The sequence below is a fragment of the Streptomyces sp. NBC_01410 genome, assembly GCF_045040195.1.
In the GTDB taxonomy this organism is placed as follows: domain Bacteria; phylum Actinomycetota; class Actinomycetes; order Streptomycetales; family Streptomycetaceae; genus Streptomyces.
The window spans coordinates 5190505-5208677 of sequence record NZ_CP109530.1; the positions used below are offsets into that span (position 1 = coordinate 5190505).

32 protein-coding genes are annotated in these 18173 nt (G+C 66.1%); 31 read left to right on the forward strand and 1 reads right to left on the reverse strand.

All coding sequences use genetic code 11. The features are described from left to right. Positions 1 to 110: 110 nt before the first annotated feature. The 31 genes from rpsJ to truA all read left to right on the forward strand — a co-directional run bounded on the left by rpsJ (position 111) and on the right by truA (position 17188). Entirely contained in the window at positions 111 to 419 is a 309-nt protein-coding gene (gene rpsJ, locus OG741_RS23955; protein ID WP_003948644.1) for a 30S ribosomal protein S10, read from the forward strand. A 14-nt stretch (positions 420 to 433) separates the two neighbouring features. After that, the gene (gene rplC / locus OG741_RS23960) at positions 434 to 1078 is read left to right on the forward strand and encodes a 50S ribosomal protein L3 (RefSeq protein WP_266479171.1); all 645 of its coding nucleotides are present in this window, start codon (positions 434 to 436) and stop codon (positions 1076 to 1078) included. A 5-nt stretch (positions 1079 to 1083) separates the two neighbouring features. Then, positions 1084 to 1734 carry a 50S ribosomal protein L4 gene (rplD, locus tag OG741_RS23965; protein WP_266479169.1) on the forward strand — a complete coding sequence of 217 codons (651 nt, stop codon included), beginning with the start codon at positions 1084 to 1086 and terminating at the stop codon, positions 1732 to 1734. After that, positions 1734 to 2057 (forward strand): 50S ribosomal protein L23, encoded by a 324-nt coding sequence (rplW, locus tag OG741_RS23970; RefSeq protein ID WP_405601098.1) that lies wholly within the window; start codon positions 1734 to 1736, stop codon positions 2055 to 2057. Before rplD ends, rplW begins: the two co-directional genes overlap by 1 nt. Before the next feature lie 39 nt (positions 2058 to 2096). Further along, positions 2097 to 2933 carry a 50S ribosomal protein L2 gene (gene rplB / locus OG741_RS23975; protein ID WP_108151510.1) on the forward strand — a complete coding sequence of 279 codons (837 nt, stop codon included), beginning with the start codon at positions 2097 to 2099 and terminating at the stop codon, positions 2931 to 2933. 12 nt (positions 2934 to 2945) lie between these two features. Beyond that, a complete protein-coding gene (gene rpsS / locus OG741_RS23980; RefSeq protein ID WP_003956461.1) occupies positions 2946 to 3227 on the forward strand; it encodes a 30S ribosomal protein S19 in 282 nt (93 codons plus the stop codon). A gap of 40 nt (positions 3228 to 3267) precedes the next feature. Further along, positions 3268 to 3615 carry a 50S ribosomal protein L22 gene (gene rplV, locus OG741_RS23985; protein ID WP_004571827.1) on the forward strand — a complete coding sequence of 116 codons (348 nt, stop codon included), beginning with the start codon at positions 3268 to 3270 and terminating at the stop codon, positions 3613 to 3615. Then, positions 3615 to 4460 (forward strand): 30S ribosomal protein S3, encoded by an 846-nt coding sequence (gene rpsC, locus OG741_RS23990; RefSeq protein ID WP_405601102.1) that lies wholly within the window; start codon positions 3615 to 3617, stop codon positions 4458 to 4460. The genes rplV and rpsC overlap by 1 nt, the downstream gene beginning before the upstream one ends. 5 nt (positions 4461 to 4465) lie before the next feature. Further along, positions 4466 to 4885, forward strand: a complete 420-nt coding sequence (gene rplP, locus OG741_RS23995) for a 50S ribosomal protein L16 (RefSeq protein WP_014047785.1) — start codon at positions 4466 to 4468, stop codon at positions 4883 to 4885. Further along, positions 4885 to 5109 (forward strand): 50S ribosomal protein L29, encoded by a 225-nt coding sequence (gene rpmC / locus OG741_RS24000; protein WP_142214203.1) that lies wholly within the window; start codon positions 4885 to 4887, stop codon positions 5107 to 5109. The genes rplP and rpmC overlap by 1 nt, the downstream gene beginning before the upstream one ends. Continuing rightward, on the forward strand, positions 5109 to 5393 hold the full coding sequence (rpsQ, locus tag OG741_RS24005) for a 30S ribosomal protein S17 (RefSeq protein WP_266479166.1): 285 nt from the start codon (positions 5109 to 5111) through the stop codon (positions 5391 to 5393). The genes rpmC and rpsQ overlap by 1 nt, the downstream gene beginning before the upstream one ends. A gap of 100 nt (positions 5394 to 5493) precedes the next feature. Continuing rightward, the gene (rplN, locus tag OG741_RS24010) at positions 5494 to 5862 is read left to right on the forward strand and encodes a 50S ribosomal protein L14 (protein ID WP_003956455.1); all 369 of its coding nucleotides are present in this window, start codon (positions 5494 to 5496) and stop codon (positions 5860 to 5862) included. A 2-nt stretch (positions 5863 to 5864) separates the two neighbouring features. After that, on the forward strand, positions 5865 to 6188 hold the full coding sequence (rplX, locus tag OG741_RS24015) for a 50S ribosomal protein L24 (protein WP_142214201.1): 324 nt from the start codon (positions 5865 to 5867) through the stop codon (positions 6186 to 6188). Continuing rightward, entirely contained in the window at positions 6188 to 6745 is a 558-nt protein-coding gene (rplE, locus tag OG741_RS24020; RefSeq protein WP_266479165.1) for a 50S ribosomal protein L5, read from the forward strand. The genes rplX and rplE overlap by 1 nt, the downstream gene beginning before the upstream one ends. A 5-nt stretch (positions 6746 to 6750) precedes the next feature. Then, the gene (locus OG741_RS24025) at positions 6751 to 6936 is read left to right on the forward strand and encodes a type Z 30S ribosomal protein S14 (protein ID WP_099500629.1); all 186 of its coding nucleotides are present in this window, start codon (positions 6751 to 6753) and stop codon (positions 6934 to 6936) included. Between the two features lie 210 nt (positions 6937 to 7146). After that, positions 7147 to 7545: a 30S ribosomal protein S8 gene (gene rpsH, locus OG741_RS24030; RefSeq protein WP_307661675.1), complete on the forward strand. Its 399-nt coding sequence runs from the start codon at positions 7147 to 7149 to the stop codon at positions 7543 to 7545. Positions 7546 to 7566: 21 nt separating this feature from the next. Continuing rightward, positions 7567 to 8106, forward strand: a complete 540-nt coding sequence (gene rplF, locus OG741_RS24035; protein WP_266479164.1) for a 50S ribosomal protein L6 — start codon at positions 7567 to 7569, stop codon at positions 8104 to 8106. Positions 8107 to 8109: 3 nt separating this feature from the next. Continuing rightward, complete coding sequence (rplR, locus tag OG741_RS24040) at positions 8110 to 8493, forward strand: 50S ribosomal protein L18 (RefSeq protein WP_266479163.1); 384 nt, start codon at positions 8110 to 8112, stop codon at positions 8491 to 8493. Between the two features lie 46 nt (positions 8494 to 8539). Continuing rightward, positions 8540 to 9145 carry a 30S ribosomal protein S5 gene (rpsE, locus tag OG741_RS24045; protein WP_266479162.1) on the forward strand — a complete coding sequence of 202 codons (606 nt, stop codon included), beginning with the start codon at positions 8540 to 8542 and terminating at the stop codon, positions 9143 to 9145. After that, on the forward strand, positions 9145 to 9327 hold the full coding sequence (rpmD, locus tag OG741_RS24050) for a 50S ribosomal protein L30 (RefSeq protein ID WP_005313525.1): 183 nt from the start codon (positions 9145 to 9147) through the stop codon (positions 9325 to 9327). Before rpsE ends, rpmD begins: the two co-directional genes overlap by 1 nt. Position 9328: 1 nt before the next feature. Next, complete coding sequence (rplO, locus tag OG741_RS24055; protein ID WP_142214197.1) at positions 9329 to 9784, forward strand: 50S ribosomal protein L15; 456 nt, start codon at positions 9329 to 9331, stop codon at positions 9782 to 9784. 249 nt (positions 9785 to 10033) lie between these two features. Then, the gene (gene secY, locus OG741_RS24060) at positions 10034 to 11353 is read left to right on the forward strand and encodes a preprotein translocase subunit SecY (RefSeq protein WP_266479159.1); all 1320 of its coding nucleotides are present in this window, start codon (positions 10034 to 10036) and stop codon (positions 11351 to 11353) included. Further along, a complete protein-coding gene (locus tag OG741_RS24065) occupies positions 11353 to 12012 on the forward strand; it encodes an adenylate kinase (protein ID WP_266479157.1) in 660 nt (219 codons plus the stop codon). Before secY ends, OG741_RS24065 begins: the two co-directional genes overlap by 1 nt. A gap of 98 nt (positions 12013 to 12110) precedes the next feature. Continuing rightward, positions 12111 to 12947: a type I methionyl aminopeptidase gene (map, locus tag OG741_RS24070; RefSeq protein WP_405601113.1), complete on the forward strand. Its 837-nt coding sequence runs from the start codon at positions 12111 to 12113 to the stop codon at positions 12945 to 12947. Between the two features lie 141 nt (positions 12948 to 13088). Next, complete coding sequence (gene infA / locus OG741_RS24075) at positions 13089 to 13310, forward strand: translation initiation factor IF-1 (protein ID WP_003956442.1); 222 nt, start codon at positions 13089 to 13091, stop codon at positions 13308 to 13310. Between the two features lie 61 nt (positions 13311 to 13371). After that, positions 13372 to 13485 carry a 50S ribosomal protein L36 gene (rpmJ, locus tag OG741_RS24080; protein WP_003956441.1) on the forward strand — a complete coding sequence of 38 codons (114 nt, stop codon included), beginning with the start codon at positions 13372 to 13374 and terminating at the stop codon, positions 13483 to 13485. Positions 13486 to 13676: 191 nt separating this feature from the next. Next, complete coding sequence (gene rpsM / locus OG741_RS24085; protein WP_142214193.1) at positions 13677 to 14057, forward strand: 30S ribosomal protein S13; 381 nt, start codon at positions 13677 to 13679, stop codon at positions 14055 to 14057. Between the two features lie 65 nt (positions 14058 to 14122). Then, positions 14123 to 14527 (forward strand): 30S ribosomal protein S11, encoded by a 405-nt coding sequence (rpsK, locus tag OG741_RS24090; protein ID WP_003956432.1) that lies wholly within the window; start codon positions 14123 to 14125, stop codon positions 14525 to 14527. Positions 14528 to 14633: 106 nt separating this feature from the next. After that, positions 14634 to 15656 carry a DNA-directed RNA polymerase subunit alpha gene (locus OG741_RS24095; RefSeq protein ID WP_146481858.1) on the forward strand — a complete coding sequence of 341 codons (1023 nt, stop codon included), beginning with the start codon at positions 14634 to 14636 and terminating at the stop codon, positions 15654 to 15656. A gap of 96 nt (positions 15657 to 15752) precedes the next feature. Beyond that, positions 15753 to 16241: a 50S ribosomal protein L17 gene (gene rplQ / locus OG741_RS24100; protein ID WP_266479151.1), complete on the forward strand. Its 489-nt coding sequence runs from the start codon at positions 15753 to 15755 to the stop codon at positions 16239 to 16241. A gap of 77 nt (positions 16242 to 16318) precedes the next feature. After that, a complete protein-coding gene (gene truA, locus OG741_RS24105; protein ID WP_405601117.1) occupies positions 16319 to 17188 on the forward strand; it encodes a tRNA pseudouridine(38-40) synthase TruA in 870 nt (289 codons plus the stop codon). Here the strand turns inward: truA and OG741_RS24110 are convergent. Beyond that, complete coding sequence (locus OG741_RS24110; protein WP_405601119.1) at positions 17159 to 18142, reverse strand: hypothetical protein; 984 nt, start codon at positions 18140 to 18142, stop codon at positions 17159 to 17161. The genes truA and OG741_RS24110 overlap by 30 nt on opposite strands. Positions 18143 to 18173 lie beyond the last annotated feature (31 nt).

Below are 18173 nucleotides of genomic sequence, written 5' to 3' on the forward strand. Positions count from 1 at the left end.
CGGGAGATCTTCGTAGAGGGAGTGCGACACGCCCGACCGCGTGGGTCGGAGAAGAAAGCAGTACCCGCCGAGTTCCAGAGCGTTACGAGAGACAGGACTACTGAGTAGCCATGGCGGGACAGAAGATCCGCATCCGGCTCAAGGCCTACGACCACGAGGTCATCGACTCTTCGGCGAAGAAGATCGTCGAGACGGTGACCCGTACTGGTGCGTCGGTTGCAGGCCCGGTGCCGCTGCCCACTGAGAAGAACGTGTACTGCGTCATCAAGTCGCCGCACAAGTACAAGGACTCGCGCGAGCACTTCGAGATGCGCACGCACAAGCGCCTGATCGACATTCTCGACCCGACGCCCAAGACCGTTGACTCGTTGATGCGCCTGGACCTTCCGGCCGGCGTTGACATCGAGATCAAGCTCTGAGAGGCGCGGAAGAGATGGCTAAGCAGATCAAGGGCATCCTGGGCGAGAAGCTCGGCATGACCCAGGTCTGGGACGAGAACAACCGTGTCGTCCCGGTGACTGTGGTCAAGGCCGGTCCGAACGTTGTGACCCAGGTCCGTACGAATGACGTCGACGGCTACGAGTCGGTCCAGATCGCCTTCGGCGAGATCGACCCTCGCAAGGTGAACAAGCCCCTCAAGGGCCACTTCGCCAAGGCCGACGTGACCCCGCGCCGCCACCTGGTGGAGCTCCGTACCTCCGACGCCAGCGAGTACACGCTCGGCCAGGAGATCACTGCCGAGCTGTTCGAGTCCGGCGTCAAGGTTGACGTCACGGGCAAGAGCAAGGGCAAGGGCTTCGCCGGTGTCATGAAGCGTCACAACTTCAAGGGCCTCGGCGCCGGTCACGGCACCCAGCGCAAGCACCGCTCGCCCGGTTCCATCGGTGGCTGCGCCACCCCTGGGCGTGTCTTCAAGGGCATGCGCATGGCGGGCCGCATGGGTAACGAGCGGGTCACCACCCAGAACCTGACCATCCACGCGGTTGACGCGGAGAAGGGCCTGCTGCTCATCAAGGGCGCGGTTCCTGGTCCGAACGGCGGCCTCGTCCTCGTCCGCACTGCGGCCAAGGGGGTCTGAGGACTATGAGCACCATTGACATTCTGTCGCCCGCGGGCGACAAGTCCGGGACCGTCGAGCTCCCGGCCGAGATCTTCGACGCCAAGGTCAGCATCCCGCTGATCCACCAGGTCGTCGTCGCGCAGCTGGCCGCCGCCCGTCAGGGCACGCACAAGGTCAAGCGCCGTGGCGAGGTCCGTGGTGGTGGCAAGAAGCCTTACCGCCAGAAGGGCACCGGCCGCGCGCGCCAGGGTTCGACCCGTGCGCCGCAGTTCGCCGGCGGTGGCGTCGTCCACGGCCCCACGCCGCGTGACTACTCGCAGCGGACCCCCAAGAAGATGAAGGCCGCCGCCCTGCGCGGTGCCCTCTCCGACCGGGCCCGCAACAGCCGTATCCACGTCGTCACCGGCGTGGTCGACGGTGGCGTCTCCACGAAGGCCGCGAAGACCCTGCTGGGCAAGATCAGCGAGCGCAAGCACGTGCTCCTGGTCGTCGAGCGGGCCGACGAGGCCGCGTGGCTCTCCGCCCGCAACCTGCCCCAGGTGCACCTCCTGGAGCCGGGCCAGCTGAACACGTACGACGTGCTCGTCTCCGACGACGTGGTCTTCACCAAGGCCGCCTTCGAGTCCTTCGTGTCTGGCCCCAAGGCCGCTGAGACCGAAGGGAGCGACGCCTGATGTCCGAGGCGACCGTAACCAGCAAGACCTTCACGGACCCGCGCGACATTCTCGTCAAGCCGGTTGTGTCCGAGAAGAGCTACGCCCTGCTCGACGAGAACAAGTACACGTTCATCGTCGCGCCCGGCTCCAACAAGACCCAGATCAAGCAGGCCGTCGAGGCGGTCTTCTCGGTCAAGGTCACCGGGGTCAACACGATCAACCGTCAGGGTAAGCGCAAGCGCACCAAGACCGGTTTCGGCAAGCGCGCTGACACCAAGCGCGCCATCGTGACCCTCGCTGAGGGCGACCGAATCGACATCTTCGGCGGCCCGACCTCCTGACGGAGGTCGAGTCGTCCGGAATCGGACGAGGACTGAGAAATGGGTATCCGCAAGTACAAGCCGACGACCCCGGGCCGTCGTGGCTCCAGCGTCGCCGACTTTGTCGAGATCACGCGGTCCACGCCGGAGAAGTCGCTGGTCCGCCCCCTGCACAGCAAGGGCGGCCGTAACAACACCGGTCGTGTGACCGTCCGTCACCAGGGCGGTGGCCACAAGCGCGCCTACCGCGTGATCGACTTCCGTCGTCACGACAAGGACGGCGTGCCGGCCAAGGTCGCTCACATCGAGTACGACCCGAACCGCACCGCGCGCATCGCGCTTCTGCACTACGCAGACGGCGAGAAGCGCTACATCATCGCGCCCAAGGGCCTGACGCAGGGCGACCGTGTCGAGAACGGCCCGGCCGCCGACATCAAGCCCGGCAACAACCTGGCGCTGCGCAACATCCCGGTCGGTACGACCATCCACGCCATCGAGCTGCGGCCCGGCGGCGGCGCGAAGTTCGCCCGTTCCGCGGGTGCCTCCGTGCAGCTGCTGGCGAAGGAGGGCACTATGGCCCACCTTCGTATGCCGTCCGGTGAGATCCGGCTGGTCGACGCCCGCTGCCGCGCCACCATCGGCGAGGTCGGCAACGCCGAGCAGTCGAACATCAACTGGGGCAAGGCCGGCCGTCTGCGCTGGAAGGGCGTACGCCCGACCGTCCGCGGTGTCGCGATGAACCCGGTTGACCACCCGCACGGTGGTGGTGAGGGCAAGACCTCCGGTGGTCGCCACCCGGTCAGCCCGTGGGGTCAGAAGGAGGGTCGTACTCGCTCGCCGAAGAAGGCATCGAGCAAGTACATCGTCCGCCGCCGCAAGACGAACAAGAAGCGCTAGGAGCGGGTTTAGATGCCGCGCAGTCTCAAGAAGGGGCCCTTCGTCGACGACCACCTCATCAAGAAGGTGGACGTACAGAACGAAGCCGGCACCAAGAACGTCATCAAGACCTGGTCCCGTCGCTCGATGATCGTCCCGGCCATGCTGGGCCACACGATCGCGGTGCACAACGGCAAGACCCACGTCCCGGTGTTCGTCACCGAGTCGATGGTCGGCCACAAGCTCGGCGAGTTCTCGCCGACTCGCACCTTCCGCGGCCACGTCAAGGACGACCGGAAGTCGAAGCGCCGCTAACGCGGGGTGACTGACTATGACTTACACCGAAGGGACAACCATGGAAGCCAGGGCCCAGGCGCGGTACATCCGCGTCACGCCCATGAAGGCCCGCCGAGTGGTGGACCTCATCCGTGGCATGGATGCCACGGAGGCTCAGGCGGTCCTGCGTTTCGCCCCGCAGGCCGCGAGCGTGCCGGTTGGCAAGGTGCTTGACAGCGCCATCGCCAACGCTGCACACAACTACGACCACACCGACGCCTCTTCGCTGGTCATCAGCGAGGCGTACGTGGACGAGGGCCCGACCCTGAAGCGGTTCCGTCCGCGTGCTCAGGGCCGTGCCTACCGGATCCGTAAGCGGACCAGCCACATCACCGTGGTCGTCAGCAGCAAGGAAGGAACCCGGTAATGGGCCAGAAGGTTAACCCGCATGGGTTCCGGCTCGGCATCACCACGGACTTCAAGTCCCGTTGGTACGCCGACAAGCTGTACAAGGACTACGTCAAGGAAGACGTCGCCATCCGTCGGATGATGACGTCCGGCATGGAGCGCGCCGGTATCTCGAAGGTTGAGATCGAGCGCACCCGTGACCGCGTGCGGGTGGACATCCACACCGCGCGTCCCGGCATCGTCATCGGCCGCCGTGGCGCCGAGGCCGACCGCATCCGCGGCGACCTCGAGAAGCTCACGGGCAAGCAGGTCCAGCTGAACATCCTCGAGGTCAAGAACCCCGAGGTCGACGCTCAGCTGGTCGCGCAGGCCGTTGCCGAGCAGCTGTCCTCCCGCGTCTCCTTCCGTCGCGCCATGCGTAAGAGCATGCAGGGCACGATGAAGGCCGGCGCCAAGGGCATCAAGATCCAGTGCGGCGGCCGTCTCGGCGGCGCCGAGATGTCCCGCTCGGAGTTCTACCGCGAGGGCCGCGTGCCCCTGCACACGCTCCGTGCGAACGTCGACTACGGCTTCTTCGAGGCCAAGACGACCTTCGGCCGTATCGGTGTGAAGGTCTGGATCTACAAGGGCGACGTCAAGAACATCGCCGAGGTCCGCGCCGAGAACGCCGCTGCCCGCGCCGGCAACCGTCCGGCCCGAGGCGGCACCGACCGCCCGGCCGGCCGCGGTGGCCGTGGTGGCGAGCGTGGTGGCGGTCGCGGCCGCAAGCCGCAGCAGTCCGGGCCGGCAGCCGAGGCCCCCAAGGCCGAGGCTCCCGCCGCTGCCGCTGCTCCGGCTGCTGAGAGCACCGGAACGGAGGCCTGACCGACATGCTGATCCCCCGTAGGGTCAAGCACCGCAAGCAGCACCACCCCAAGCGCAGCGGTATGTCCAAGGGTGGTACGCAGGTTGCGTTCGGCGAGTACGGCATTCAGGCCCTCACTCCGGCGTACGTGACCAACCGCCAGATCGAGGCGGCTCGTATCGCGATGACCCGCCACATCAAGCGTGGCGGCAAGGTCTGGATCAACATCTACCCGGACCGTCCGCTGACGAAGAAGCCTGCCGAGACCCGCATGGGTTCCGGTAAGGGTTCCCCGGAGTGGTGGATCGCGAACGTCAAGCCCGGTCGGGTGATGTTCGAGCTGTCCTACCCGAACGAGAAGATTGCGCGTGAGGCGCTTACCCGCGCTGCTCACAAGCTTCCGATGAAGTGCCGGATCGTTCGGCGCGAGGCAGGTGAGTCGTGATGTCTACCGGTACCAAGGCGTCCGAGCTGCGCGAACTGGGCAACGAGGAGCTTGTTGCCAAGCTCCGCGAGGCCAAGGAAGAGCTGTTCAACCTCCGCTTTCAGGCGGCGACCGGTCAGCTCGAGAACCACGGTCGGCTGAAGGCCGTCCGGAAGGACATCGCGCGGATCTACACCCTGATGCGTGAGCGCGAGCTGGGCATCGAGACGGTGGAGAGCGCCTGATGAGCGAGAGCAACGTGACTGAGAACAAGATCGACCGCGGATTCCGCAAGACCCGTGAGGGTCTGGTCGTCAGCGACAAGATGGACAAGACCGTCGTCGTCGCCGTCGAGGACCGCGTGAAGCACGCGCTGTACGGCAAGGTCATCCGCCGTACGAACAAGCTCAAGGCGCACGACGAGCAGAACGCTGCCGGCGTCGGCGACCGCGTCCTCATCATGGAGACGCGTCCGCTGTCGGCGACCAAGCGCTGGCGCATCGTCGAGATCCTCGAGAAGGCCAAGTAATTACTCGAAGGGGTAACCCTTCGAGTCGGTTCCGCCAGGCTCGGCCGGGGCTGTCCAGTACAGCCCCGGCCGGGAACCGGCAGACAAACAGGAGATAGACGTGATCCAGCAGGAGTCGCGACTGCGTGTCGCCGACAACACTGGTGCCAAGGAGATCCTTTGCATCCGTGTTCTCGGTGGTTCCGGTCGCCGCTACGCGGGCATCGGTGACGTCATTGTCGCCACCGTCAAGGACGCGATCCCCGGTGGCAACGTGAAGAAGGGTGACGTCGTCAAGGCGGTCATCGTTCGCACCGTCAAGGAGCGCCGCCGCCAGGACGGCTCGTACATCCGCTTCGACGAGAACGCCGCTGTCATTCTGAAGAACGACGGCGACCCTCGCGGCACCCGTATCTTCGGCCCGGTGGGCCGTGAGCTGCGCGAGAAGAAGTTCATGAAGATCATCTCGCTCGCGCCGGAGGTGCTGTAAGCATGAAGATCAAGAAGGGCGACCTGGTTCAGGTCATCACCGGCAAGGACAAGGGCAAGCAGGGCAAGGTCATCGCGGCCTTCCCCCGCGAGGACCGCGTCCTGGTCGAGGGTGTCAACCGGGTCAAGAAGCACACCAAGGCCGGTCAGACCGCTCGCGGTTCGCAGACCGGTGGCATCGTCACGACCGAGGCCCCTGTCCACGTGAGCAACGTTCAGCTCGTCGTGGAGAAGGACGGCAACAAGGTCGTCACGCGCGTCGGTTACCGCTTCGACGACGAGGGCAACAAGATCCGCGTTGCCAAGCGGACGGGTGAGGACATCTGATGGCTACCACCACCACTCCGCGTCTGAAGACGAAGTACCGCGAGGAGATCGCGGGCAAGCTGCGTGAGGAGTTCTCGTTCGAGAACGTCATGCAGATCCCCGGCCTCGTCAAGATCGTGGTCAACATGGGTGTGGGCGACGCCGCCCGCGACTCCAAGCTGATCGACGGCGCGATTCGCGACCTCACCACGATCACCGGCCAGAAGCCGGCCGTCACCAAGGCCCGTAAGTCCATCGCGCAGTTCAAGCTGCGTGAGGGCCAGCCAATCGGCTGCCACGTCACGCTTCGTGGCGACCGCATGTGGGAGTTCCTGGACCGCACCCTGTCGCTCGCGCTTCCGCGCATCCGCGACTTCCGTGGTCTGTCCCCCAAGCAGTTCGACGGCCGTGGCAACTACACCTTCGGTCTCACGGAGCAGGTCATGTTCCACGAGATCGACCAGGACAAGATCGACCGCGTCCGGGGTATGGACATCACCGTGGTCACCACGGCGACCAACGACGCTGAGGGCCGCGCGCTCCTTCGTCACCTCGGCTTCCCGTTCAAGGAGGCGTAAGCGAGATGGCGAAGAAGGCTCTTGTTGCCAAGGCTGCTCGTAAGCCCAAGTTCGGTGTGCGCGCCTACACCCGCTGCCAGCGCTGTGGCCGTCCGCACTCCGTCTACCGCAAGTTCGGCCTGTGCCGCGTGTGCCTTCGTGAGATGGCTCACCGTGGCGAGCTGCCGGGCGTGACCAAGAGCTCCTGGTAATTCCCTACTTGGGAATTACCGGAGGCTCTCGGTAAGTATCTGGTCGGTGGGAGCCCTCCTTCACATGCCGTAGGCTTGTGGGGTTGGGCGCCCGCCGCCCTGACCGACTTACTACGCCGTAGGTCCCCGCACCGCACCCGTCCCGCCACTGAGTGGGGAGAGGGATGGCGCATACAGGAAACCCCGGCGAGAGAGGCCGAAGGCCAATTCATGACCATGACTGATCCCATCGCAGACATGCTCACGCGTCTGCGTAACGCGAACTCGGCATACCACGACTCCGTCGTGATGCCGCACAGCAAGATCAAGTCGCACATCGCGGAGATCCTCCAGCAGGAGGGCTTCATCACCGGCTGGAAGGTCGAGGACGCCGAGGTCGGCAAGAACCTCGTCCTGGAGCTGAAGTTCGGCCCGAACCGCGAGCGTTCGATCGCCGGCATCAAGCGCATCTCCAAGCCGGGTCTGCGCGTGTACGCGAAGTCCACCAGCCTGCCGAAGGTTCTCGGCGGCCTGGGCGTGGCGATCATCTCCACGTCCCACGGTCTCCTGACCGGCCAGCAGGCGCAGAAGAAGGGCGTGGGTGGGGAAGTCCTCGCCTACGTCTGGTAGTCGGGAACGGAGGAATAGCTAATGTCGCGAATCGGCAAGCTCCCCATCCAGGTTCCCGCCGGTGTGGACGTCACCATCGATGGCCGCACGGTCGCGGTGAAGGGCCCCAAGGGTTCCCTCTCGCACACCGTCGCCGCGCCGATCGAGATTGTTAAGGGCGAGGACGGCGTTCTCAACGTCACCCGTCCCAACGACGAGCGTCAGAACAAGGCCCTGCACGGCCTGTCCCGCACGCTGGTGGCGAACATGATCACCGGCGTGACCCAGGGGTACGTCAAGGCGCTCGAGATCAGCGGTGTCGGTTACCGCGTCGCCGCGAAGGGCTCCAACCTGGAGTTCCAGCTCGGCTACAGCCACTCGATCCTGGTGGAGGCGCCCGAGGGCATCTCCTTCAAGGTTGAGTCGCCGACCAAGTTCTCGGTCGAGGGCATCGACAAGCAGAAGGTCGGCGAGGTCGCCGCGAACATCCGCAAGCTGCGGAAGCCCGACCCGTACAAGGCCAAGGGTGTCAAGTACGCCGGCGAGGTCATCCGCCGCAAGGTCGGAAAGGCGGGTAAGTAAGCCATGGCATACGGTGTGAAGATTGCCAAGGGCGACGCGTACAAGCGCGCCGCCATCAAGCGCCGCCACATCCGCGTCCGCAAGCACGTCTCCGGCACGCCGGAGCGTCCGCGCCTGGTCGTGACGCGCTCCAACCGCAACATCGTTGCGCAGGTCATCGACGACATCGCGGGCCACACGCTCGCGTCGGCGTCGACCCTGGACACCTCGATTCGTGGTGGCGAGGGCGACAAGAGCGCCCAGGCCAAGCAGGTCGGCGCGCTCGTGGCCGAGCGTGCGAAGGCTGCCGGCGTCGAGACCGTCGTGTTCGACCGTGGTGGCAACAGGTACGCCGGGCGCATTGCCGCTCTGGCTGACGCCGCCCGCGAAGCCGGGCTGAAGTTCTGAGCCCCGGTTCCGGGACTAACGGACGTAACAGAGAGAGGTAAATCCAATGGCTGGACCCCAGCGCCGCGGAAGCGGTGCCGGTGGCGGCGAGCGGCGGGACCGGAAGGGTCGCGACGGTGGCCCTGCCGCCGAGAAGACCGCTTATGTTGAGCGCGTTGTCGCGATCAACCGCGTTGCCAAGGTTGTCAAGGGTGGTCGCCGCTTCAGCTTCACCGCGCTGGTCGTGGTGGGCGACGGTGACGGCACCGTAGGTGTCGGATACGGCAAGGCCAAGGAAGTTCCCGCGGCCATCGCCAAGGGCGTTGAAGAGGCCAAGAAGAACTTCTTCAAGGTTCCGCGTATCCAGGGCACCATCCCGCACCCGATCACGGGCGAGAAGGCCGCGGGCGTCGTCCTGCTCAAGCCTGCTTCCCCCGGTACCGGTGTTATCGCCGGTGGCCCGGTGCGCGCCGTGCTCGAGTGCGCCGGCGTTCACGACATCCTGTCGAAGTCGCTCGGCTCGTCCAACGCGATCAACATCGTGCACGCGACCGTGGCGGCCCTCAAGGGCCTGCAGCGTCCCGAGGAGATCGCGGCTCGCCGTGGTCTGCCCCTCGAGGACGTCGCCCCCGCGGCTCTGCTTCGTGCGCGTGCGGGAGCGGGTGCTGCGTAATGGCCCGCCTCAAGATCACGCAGACGAAGTCGTACATCGGCAGCAAGCAGAACCACCGCGACACCCTGCGTTCGCTCGGGCTCAAGCGCCTGAACGACGTGGTTGTCAAGGAGGACCGTCCCGAGTTCCGCGGCATGGTGCACACCGTCCGCCACCTCGTCACGGTTGAGGAGGTCGACTGACATGGCGGAGAACAACCCGCTGAAGGTCCACAACCTCCGGCCCGCCCCGGGCGCCAAGACCGCCAAGACCCGTGTGGGTCGTGGTGAGGCGTCCAAGGGTAAGACCGCAGGTCGTGGCACCAAGGGCACCAAGGCCCGTTACCAGGTTCCGGAGCGCTTCGAGGGTGGGCAGATGCCCCTCCACATGCGTCTCCCGAAGCTCAAGGGCTTCAAGAACCCGTTCCGCACCGAGTACCAGGTCGTGAACCTGGACAAGCTCGGCGCCCTCTACCCGGAGGGTGGCGAGGTCACCGTTGCCGACCTGGTCGCCAAGGGTGCGGTGCGCAAGAACAGCCTCGTCAAGGTCCTGGGCCAGGGCGAGATCTCCGTGGCGCTGCAGGTGACGGTTGACGCCGTCTCCGGTTCCGCCAAGGAGAAGATTGCCGCTGCCGGCGGCACCGTCACCGAGCTCGTCTGAGACGAGTTCAGTGGCTGAAAGCTGAAAATCGACCGGGGATGCCTCTCAAATGGGGCATCCCCGGTTGGTCGTTCCTAGGGGGGCACTTCCGCCGGTAAGGTGGCGTGCACTGTTGCTGTAAACAAAGGGGGCTGTGCCCCCAAACCGCGTGGTCTGTGCACCTGGACCAAGCGGAATGCCTGATACGTATTCGTCGATCCTCAATACCGTCACCTCTGACGCAGTAGCGCGGGGGTCGCAGGAGGCACCGTGCTCACCGCGTTCGCCCGGGCGTTCAAGACGCCCGACCTGCGCAAGAAGCTGCTCTTCACGCTCGCCATCATCGTGCTGTACCGGCTGGGATCACACATCCCGGTCCCTGGCGTCGATTACCAGAACGTACAGACGTGTGTGGACCAGGCTTCGAAGGGCAACAACAGCCTGTTCGGCCTGGTCAACATGTTCAGTGGCGGAGCGCTGCTGCAGATCACGATCTTCGCGCTCGGCATCATGCCGTACATCACGGCGAGCATCATCCTGCAGCTGCTGACCGTGGTCATTCCGCGGCTGGAGGCCCTCAAGAAGGAGGGCCAGTCCGGTACCGCGAAGATCACGCAGTACACGCGCTATCTGACGGTCGCCCTCGCCGTGCTGCAGGGCACCGGCCTGGTCGCCACCGCCCGCTCCGGAGCGCTCTTCGGCAACTGCTCCGTCGGCGACCAGATCGTTCCCGACCGCTCGATCTTCACCACCATCGTCATGGTCGTCACCATGACCGCGGGTACCGCCGCAGTCATGTGGCTCGGTGAGCTCATCACCGACCGCGGCATCGGCAACGGCATGTCGATCCTGATGTTCATCTCGATCGCCGCCGGTTTCCCGGGTGCCCTGTGGGCCATCAAGGCGAGCGGAAAGCTCGCCAAGGGCTGGATCGAGTTCGGGACCGTCATCCTGATCGGCTTTGTGATGGTCGCCCTCGTCGTCTTCGTCGAGCAGGCCCAGCGCCGTATCCCGGTTCAGTACGCGAAGCGCATGATCGGGCGGCGTTCGTACGGCGGTACGTCCACGTACATCCCGCTGAAGGTGAACCAGGCGGGTGTGATTCCCGTCATCTTCGCCTCGTCGCTGCTCTACATTCCGGCGCTGGTCGCGCAGTTCTCCAACTCGCAAGCGGGCTGGAAGACATGGATTGAACAGCACTTCGTCAAGGGCGACCACCCGTACTACATCGCGACGTACTTCCTGTTGATCGTGTTCTTCGCCTTCTTCTATGTGGCGATCTCGTTCAACCCCGAGGAAGTCGCGGACAACATGAAGAAGTATGGTGGCTTCATCCCGGGTATCCGGGCAGGTCGACCTACTGCCGAGTACCTGAGCTACGTGCTCAACAGGATCACTTGGCCGGGCTCGCTGTACCTGGGTCTGATTGCTCTTGTCCCGACGATGGCGTTGGCAGGCTTCGGAGGCGCGAACCAGAACTTCCCGTTCGGCGGGACGAGCATCCTCATCATCGTGGGTGTGGGTCTGGAGACCGTGAAGCAGATCGAGAGCCAGCTCCAGCAGCGCAATTACGAAGGGTTCCTCCGCTGATGCGAATCGTCCTCGTCGGGCCGCCCGGTGCCGGCAAGGGAACGCAGGCTGCGTACCTTGCCAAGAACCTGTCGATCCCGCACATCTCCACGGGCGACCTCTTCCGCGCCAACATCAGCCAGGGCACGGAGCTCGGTCTCCAGGCCAAGGCCTACATGGACGCGGGAGATCTGGTGCCCGACGAGGTCACCATCGGCATGGCCAAGGACCGGATGGAACAGCCGGACGCCGCGAACGGCTTTCTGCTGGACGGCTTCCCGCGCAATGTCTCGCAGGCCGAGGCGCTCGACGCGATGCTGAAGTCCGAGGGCATGACGCTGGACGCGGTGCTCGACCTGGAGGTCCCCGAGGACGAGGTCGTGAAGCGGATCGCGGGTCGCCGCATCTGCCGCAACGACTCCGGCCATGTCTTCCATGTCACGTACTCCCCGTCGAAGCACGAGGGTGTCTGCGACATCTGCGGCGGCGACCTCTACCAGCGCGACGACGACTCCGAGGAGACCGTGCGCCGGCGCCTCGAGGTCTACCACACGCAGACCGAGCCGATCATCGACTACTACCGGGCGCAGAATCTGGTGGTCACGATCTCCGCGCTCGGCAAGGTCACGGACGTGACGCAGCGGGCGATGGACGCGCTGAAGAAGTCCGCGAAGAGCTGAGCAGTACCCCGTAGTAACTCCTGGTACGGCCGCGGTGTCCGACGGACGCCGCGGCCGTACTGTTGAGCAGAGACACGTCAGAGGTGGAAGGCAAGGCCATGGTGCAGATCAAGACCCCGGAGCAGATCGCCAAGATGCGTGAGGCGGGGCTGGTCGTCGCCGCTATCCATGCGGCGACACGCGAAGCGGCCGTGCCCGGCGCCACCACGAAGGATCTGGACGAGGTCGCCCGCAAGGTGATCGCCGACCATGGTGCGAAGTCGAACTTCCTCGGGTACGGCGGCTTCCCCGCGACCATCTGCACCTCGGTCAACGAGGTGGTCGTGCACGGCATCCCGGACGAGAAGACCGTCCTCAAGGACGGCGACATCATCTCGGTCGACGCCGGCGCGATCATCGACGGCTGGCACGGCGACGCGGCCTACACGGTCTTCGTCGGCGATGGCCACGCTCCGGAGCTGATCGAACTCTCCCGGGTCACCGAGGAGTCGATGTGGGCCGGTATCGCGGCGATGAAGAACGGCAGCCGGCTGGTCGACGTCTCCCGTGCGATCGAGACCTACATCCGCCGCCAGCCGAAGCCGGGCGGCGGACGGTACGGGATCATCGAGGAGTACGGCGGCCACGGCATCGGCACCGAGATGCACATGGACCCGCACCTGCTGAACTATGTCTCGCGCAAGCGCGGCAAGGGCCCGAAGCTGGTTCCCGGCTTCTGCCTGGCGATCGAGCCGATGGTCTCGCTGGGCACCCCGCACACCGAGGTGCTCCAGGACGACTGGACGGTCATCACCACCGACGGCACGTGGTCCTCGCACTGGGAGCACTCGGTGGCTCTGACGGAAGAGGGCCCGCTGGTGCTGACGGCGCCCGACGGCGGCAAGGCGAAGCTGGCGGAGCTGGGCATCACGACGGCGCCGGACCCGCTGGCTTAACGATCTCCGGGGGTGGGCAGACTTGCCGGATTCGTCATTTCGGATGGCCTGACGTAGACTGATGCGTCGGCTCTCGTGTACTCGTGTGTCTGCATGCGGTGAGCGTGAGTCGATCAAGGTAGCCGATTCGAAAGGCGAAGCGTGGCCAAGAAGCAAGGTGCCATCGAAATTGAGGGCACCGTGATCGAGTCCCTCCCGAACGCCATGTTCAAGGTGGAACTCCAGAACGGTCACAAGGTCCTCGCGCACATCTCCGGCAAGATGCGGATGCACTACATCCGTATTCTCCCGGACGACCGGGTCGTCGTGGAGCTGTCTCCGTACGACCTGACGCGTGGGCGGATCGTCTACCGATACAAGTAGATCTTGCCCGCACCCCGCTCCGGCGTGGGTGGTGGCACTGACCCGGAGAACCTCACATCCCATGAAGGTCAAGCCGAGCGTCAAGAAGATCTGCGACAAGTGCAAGGTGATCCGCCGTCACGGTCGGGTCATGGTCATCTGCGACAACCTGCGCCACAAGCAGCGCCAGGGCTGAAGCACGACCTGCACCTCGCAGTTCTTCGCGCGACGCACGTAATACGTACATACGCAGAGCCCGTCCAAGCCACGGCTGACGACACCTCCGGCGGGGGCCGGGGACCCGGGCCGTACCACCTCTCTTGCGCGAGGGGTCGGCGGTCGGGAGCGGCTCTGCGGAAGACCCCCGAAAACAACTGGAGCCATTGAATGGCACGCGTTTCAGGTGTTGACATCCCGCGCGACAAGCGTGTGGAGGTTGCCCTCACCTACGTCTTCGGCATCGGGCGCACCCGGTCCAAGGAGATCCTCGCCACCACCGGCGTGAACCCGAACACCCGCGTTCGTGACCTGGCCGAAGAGGACCTCGTCAAGATCCGCGAGTACGTCGACGCCAACCTCCGCACCGAGGGTGACCTCCGTCGTGAGGTTCAGGCCGACATCCGCCGCAAGGTCGAGATCGGCTGCTACCAGGGTCTGCGGCACCGCCGCGGCCTGCCGGTCCACGGTCAGCGCACCAGCACGAACGCTCGTACCCGCAAGGGCCCGCGTCGCGCCATCGCCGGCAAGAAGAAGCCGGGCAAGAAGTAGTCCTCAGCGGACGCTCATCAGCGGTCTTCGCTGTAGGACCGACCACCTCCCTGTAGGAGATATAGATGCCCCCCAAGGGTCGTCAGGGCGCTGCCAAGAAGGTGCGCCGCAAGGAAAAGAAGAACGTCGCTCACGGGCACGCCCACATCAAGAGCACGTTCAACAACACGATCGTCTCGATCACGGACCCCTCGGGCAACGTGATCTCCTGGGCCTCCGCCGGCCACGTCGGCTTCAAGGGCTCGCGCAAGTCCACCCCCTTCGCCGCGCAGATGGCCGCCGAGTCGGCCGCCCGCCGCGCGCAGGAGCACGGCATGCGCAAGGTTGACGTCTTCGTCAAGGGTCCCGGCTCCGGCCGTGAGACCGCGATCCGCTCCCTCCAGGCCACTGGCCTCGAGGTCGGCTCGATCCAGGACGTCACCCCCACCCCGCACAACGGCTGCCGCCCCCCGAAGCGTCGCCGCGTCTGACCCCGTAGGGCCGGACTTCGGGCGGTACGGCGCTTCGGTGCCGTACCGCCCGTACCCTTGTTCCGTTGGCATCAAATAGTGGGTGCCAAGACTGGAGGCATTTCTCATGCTTATCGCTCAGCGTCCTTCGCTGACCGAAGAGGTCGTCGACGAGTACCGCTCACGGTTCGTGATCGAGCCGCTGGAGCCGGGCTTCGGCTACACCCTCGGTAACTCGCTCCGCCGTACGCTCCTCTCCTCGATCCCCGGCGCTGCTGTCACCAGCATCCGGGTCGACGGTGTCCTGCACGAGTTCACCACCGTGCCGGGCGTCAAGGAGGACGTCACCGACCTCATCCTCAACATCAAGCAGCTGGTCGTCTCCTCGGAGCACGACGAGCCGGTCGTGATGTACCTGCGCAAGCAGGGTCCCGGCCTGGTCACCGCTGCTGACATCGCCCCGCCGGCCGGTGTCGAGGTCCACAACCCGGACCTCGTTCTGGCGACGCTGAACGGCAAGGGCAAGCTGGAGATGGAGCTGACCGTCGAGCGCGGTCGCGGCTACGTCTCCGCCGTGCAGAACAAGCAGGTGGGCCAGGAGATCGGCCGTATCCCGGTCGACTCCATCTACTCGCCGGTGCTCAAGGTCACGTACAAGGTCGAGGCGACCCGTGTCGAGCAGCGCACCGACTTCGACAAGCTGATCGTCGATGTCGAGACCAAGCAGGCCATGCGTCCGCGTGACGCCATGGCGTCGGCCGGTAAGACCCTGGTCGAGCTGTTCGGTCTGGCGCGCGAGCTCAACATCGACGCCGAGGGCATCGACATGGGTCCGTCCCCGACGGACGCCGCGCTCGCTGCCGACCTGGCGCTGCCGATCGAGGAGCTCGAGCTCACCGTTCGTTCGTACAACTGCCTCAAGCGCGAGGGCATCCACTCCGTGGGTGAGCTCGTCGCCCGCTCCGAGGCCGACCTGCTCGACATCCGCAACTTCGGTGCGAAGTCGATCGACGAGGTCAAGGCGAAGCTGGCCGGCATGGGCCTGGCCCTGAAGGACAGCCCGCCCGGATTCGACCCGACCGCCGCCGCCGACGCCTTCGGTGCCGACGACGACGCGGACGCGGGCTTCGTGGAGACCGAGCAGTACTGAGCCCCGCGACTCAGGGAAACTTCCGGCGGGCGGCCGCCCGCCGGTAACTGACACCGGTACCTGATACGGCCGGTGCAGATCACAAGGAGAAACACCATGCCGCGTCCCACCAAGGGAGCCCGTTTCGGCGGCAGCGCCGCGCACGAGCGTCTGCTTCTCGCGAACCTCGCGAAGTCGCTGTTCGAGCACGGCCGCATCACCACGACCGAGGCCAAGGCCCGCCGCCTGCGTCCGGTCGCCGAGCGCCTGATCACCAAGGCGAAGAAGGGCGACATCCACAACCGTCGTCTGGTGCTGCAGACGATCACGGACAAGGGCATCGTGCACACGCTCTTCACCGAGATCGCTCCTCGCTACGCCGAGCGCCCGGGTGGCTACACCCGCATCACCAAGATCGGCAACCGTCGTGGCGACAACGCCCCGATGGCTGTGATCGAGCTGGTCGAGGGTGAGATCGCCAAGAAGGCGACCGTCGCCGAGGCCGAGGCCGCCGCCAAGCGTGCGGTCAAGGAGTCCGAGACCAAGGCCGCCGAGGCCGAGGTCGTCGAGGACGCCAAGCCGGCCGACGAGGCCAAGGACGCCTGAGCGCTCTGACCCGGCTGTGCGAGCGGGCCCGTTCCCTCCGGGGAGCGGGCCCGTTCCGCTTTGAGAGGATCTGATACGTGAGTGACGAGGTGGAGCCCGGTCACGTCCGGGTGCGGCTGGACCTGTCGTACGACGGCAGGGACTTCTCCGGCTGGGCCAAGCAGGCCCGTGGGCAGCGGACCGTCCAGGGGGACATCGAGGACGCGCTGCGTACGGTGACGCGGTCCTCGCAGACGTACGAACTGACCGTCGCCGGGCGGACGGACGCCGGTGTGCACGCCCGTGGGCAGGTCGCGCATGTGGATCTGCCGGTGGAGGTGTGGGCCGAGCACCGGGAGAAGCTGCTGAAGCGGCTGGCCGGGAGGCTCGCGCGCGATGTGCGGATCTGGCGCGTCGAGGAGGCCCCGGCCGGATTCAACGCGCGCTTCGCGGCGATCTGGCGGCGGTACGCCTACCGCGTGACCGACAACCCCGGTGGTGTCGATCCGCTGTTGCGCGGTCATGTGCTGTGGCACGACTGGCCGTTGGACGTCGACGCCATGAACGCGGCGGCCGAAAAGCTGGTCGGCGAACACGACTTCGCGGCGTACTGCAAGAAGCGCGAGGGCGCCACCACCATCCGTACGCTGCAGCAGCTCTCGTGGGAGCGGGATGCGGCAGGCGTCATCACGGCGACCGTGAAGGCCGATGCCTTCTGCCACAACATGGTGCGCTCCCTGGTCGGCGCGCTGCTGTTCGTGGGGGACGGGCACCGGCCGGTGGAGTGGCCGGGGGAGGTGCTGGCCGCGGGCGTGCGGGACTCGGCCGTCCATGTGGTGCGGCCGCACGGGCTCACGCTGGAGGAAGTCGGCTACCCCGCCGACGAGTTGCTGGCCGCCCGGAACCGGGAGGCCCGCAACAAGCGCTCGCTGCCCGGGTCAGGCGGCGGGTTGGGCGGCTGCTGCTGAGGCCTGGGCCTCGCCGCGCCTGCGGATCTGACGGAACGTGAACTCCCCCAGGTCGTCGCCGATCTGGAAGGCCTTGGTGTCTCCCTTGGTGACGGACTTGGCCTTGGTGTAGCCGGTGAACGTGATGTAGGCGTACCGGCCGTAGGAGTTGTACGTGGAGCGGCAGACCGGGCCGCCCTGGCAGAAGGCGGGGACGCCGTCGCCGGACAGCGGCACGATGTTGCCCGACGCCTGCTGCACGGCCTTCTTGGCCTTGGCCTCGTTCTCGAAGGTGGCCACGCCGACGGTGACCGCGATGCCGCCCGCGCTGTAGGTGACGCGGAAGACCTGTTCGCAGCCGTTGTTTTCGAGGGCCGCGCCGAGGGCGCCCTTGGTGACGGACTTGCAGTCACCGGTACGGGCCGTGGCGCCCTTGTCGTAGACGCGCTCACCCATCGTCAGCTTCCTGCCCGGGAAAAGGGACTCCGCGCTGAGTGGCGCCGTGTCCTTCTTCCGGTCGGAGATGAAGTCCTTGGGGTCCGGCGGGGGCAGCGGCGCGACCGACGAGAAGGACGGCTCGGGCTGGGTGGTGTCGCTGGGCAGCTCGGGGGCCGCGGGCAGTTGGCTCGCGTTCTTGTCCGAGGACTGGTTGCTGTCATCGCTGTTGGAAGCGACGATCGCGCTCGCCACGATGCCCGCGACCGCGGCGGTGGCGAGCGCGCCGCCGCCGATCAGCAGCCAGCGCCTGCGGCGGGTGCGGGCCGCGGAGGCGTCGGCGAGCGCTGCCCAGTCCGGGGTGTTGTCCGCCGCTGCCGCCCTGGCCCGCAGGCCGAAAGGGTCCGGCGTGGCCTGGTCCGCGCCGTACGGGTCAGGTGCGCCGTACGAGTTCTGCCCCCGGTACGGGTCCTGCCCTCCGTACGGGTCCTGGTTCTGTCCACCGGACCCCCACTGGGGTCCCCCCTGCCCAAAGCTCATGCCGCGCATCCTAAACCTGTTGGGCCCGGGG

Bases quoted from the DNA above. Each gene is read 5' to 3' on its own strand.
- rpsJ (WP_003948644.1), top strand. From the start codon at position 111: ATGGCGGGACAGAAGATCCGCATCCGGCTCAAGGCCTACGACCACGAG.
- rplC (WP_266479171.1), top strand. From the start codon at position 434: ATGGCTAAGCAGATCAAGGGCATCCTGGGCGAGAAGCTCGGCATGACC.
- rplD (WP_266479169.1), top strand. From the start codon at position 1,084: ATGAGCACCATTGACATTCTGTCGCCCGCGGGCGACAAGTCCGGGACC.
- rplW (WP_405601098.1), top strand. From the start codon at position 1,734: ATGTCCGAGGCGACCGTAACCAGCAAGACCTTCACGGACCCGCGCGAC.
- rplB (WP_108151510.1), top strand. From the start codon at position 2,097: ATGGGTATCCGCAAGTACAAGCCGACGACCCCGGGCCGTCGTGGCTCC.
- rpsS (WP_003956461.1), top strand. From the start codon at position 2,946: ATGCCGCGCAGTCTCAAGAAGGGGCCCTTCGTCGACGACCACCTCATC.
- rplV (WP_004571827.1), top strand. From the start codon at position 3,268: ATGGAAGCCAGGGCCCAGGCGCGGTACATCCGCGTCACGCCCATGAAG.
- rpsC (WP_405601102.1), top strand. From the start codon at position 3,615: ATGGGCCAGAAGGTTAACCCGCATGGGTTCCGGCTCGGCATCACCACG.
- rplP (WP_014047785.1), top strand. From the start codon at position 4,466: ATGCTGATCCCCCGTAGGGTCAAGCACCGCAAGCAGCACCACCCCAAG.
- rpmC (WP_142214203.1), top strand. From the start codon at position 4,885: ATGTCTACCGGTACCAAGGCGTCCGAGCTGCGCGAACTGGGCAACGAG.
- rpsQ (WP_266479166.1), top strand. From the start codon at position 5,109: ATGAGCGAGAGCAACGTGACTGAGAACAAGATCGACCGCGGATTCCGC.
- rplX (WP_142214201.1), top strand. From the start codon at position 5,865: ATGAAGATCAAGAAGGGCGACCTGGTTCAGGTCATCACCGGCAAGGAC.
- rplE (WP_266479165.1), top strand. From the start codon at position 6,188: ATGGCTACCACCACCACTCCGCGTCTGAAGACGAAGTACCGCGAGGAG.
- OG741_RS24025 (WP_099500629.1), top strand. From the start codon at position 6,751: ATGGCGAAGAAGGCTCTTGTTGCCAAGGCTGCTCGTAAGCCCAAGTTC.
- rpsH (WP_307661675.1), top strand. From the start codon at position 7,147: ATGACCATGACTGATCCCATCGCAGACATGCTCACGCGTCTGCGTAAC.
- rplF (WP_266479164.1), top strand. From the start codon at position 7,567: ATGTCGCGAATCGGCAAGCTCCCCATCCAGGTTCCCGCCGGTGTGGAC.
- rplR (WP_266479163.1), top strand. From the start codon at position 8,110: ATGGCATACGGTGTGAAGATTGCCAAGGGCGACGCGTACAAGCGCGCC.
- rpsE (WP_266479162.1), top strand. From the start codon at position 8,540: ATGGCTGGACCCCAGCGCCGCGGAAGCGGTGCCGGTGGCGGCGAGCGG.
- rpmD (WP_005313525.1), top strand. From the start codon at position 9,145: ATGGCCCGCCTCAAGATCACGCAGACGAAGTCGTACATCGGCAGCAAG.
- rplO (WP_142214197.1), top strand. From the start codon at position 9,329: ATGGCGGAGAACAACCCGCTGAAGGTCCACAACCTCCGGCCCGCCCCG.
- OG741_RS24065 (WP_266479157.1), top strand. From the start codon at position 11,353: ATGCGAATCGTCCTCGTCGGGCCGCCCGGTGCCGGCAAGGGAACGCAG.
- map (WP_405601113.1), top strand. From the start codon at position 12,111: ATGGTGCAGATCAAGACCCCGGAGCAGATCGCCAAGATGCGTGAGGCG.
- rpmJ (WP_003956441.1), top strand. From the start codon at position 13,372: ATGAAGGTCAAGCCGAGCGTCAAGAAGATCTGCGACAAGTGCAAGGTG.
- rpsM (WP_142214193.1), top strand. From the start codon at position 13,677: ATGGCACGCGTTTCAGGTGTTGACATCCCGCGCGACAAGCGTGTGGAG.
- rpsK (WP_003956432.1), top strand. From the start codon at position 14,123: ATGCCCCCCAAGGGTCGTCAGGGCGCTGCCAAGAAGGTGCGCCGCAAG.
- OG741_RS24095 (WP_146481858.1), top strand. From the start codon at position 14,634: ATGCTTATCGCTCAGCGTCCTTCGCTGACCGAAGAGGTCGTCGACGAG.
- rplQ (WP_266479151.1), top strand. From the start codon at position 15,753: ATGCCGCGTCCCACCAAGGGAGCCCGTTTCGGCGGCAGCGCCGCGCAC.
- OG741_RS24110 (WP_405601119.1), bottom strand. From the start codon at position 18,142: ATGAGCTTTGGGCAGGGGGGACCCCAGTGGGGGTCCGGTGGACAGAAC.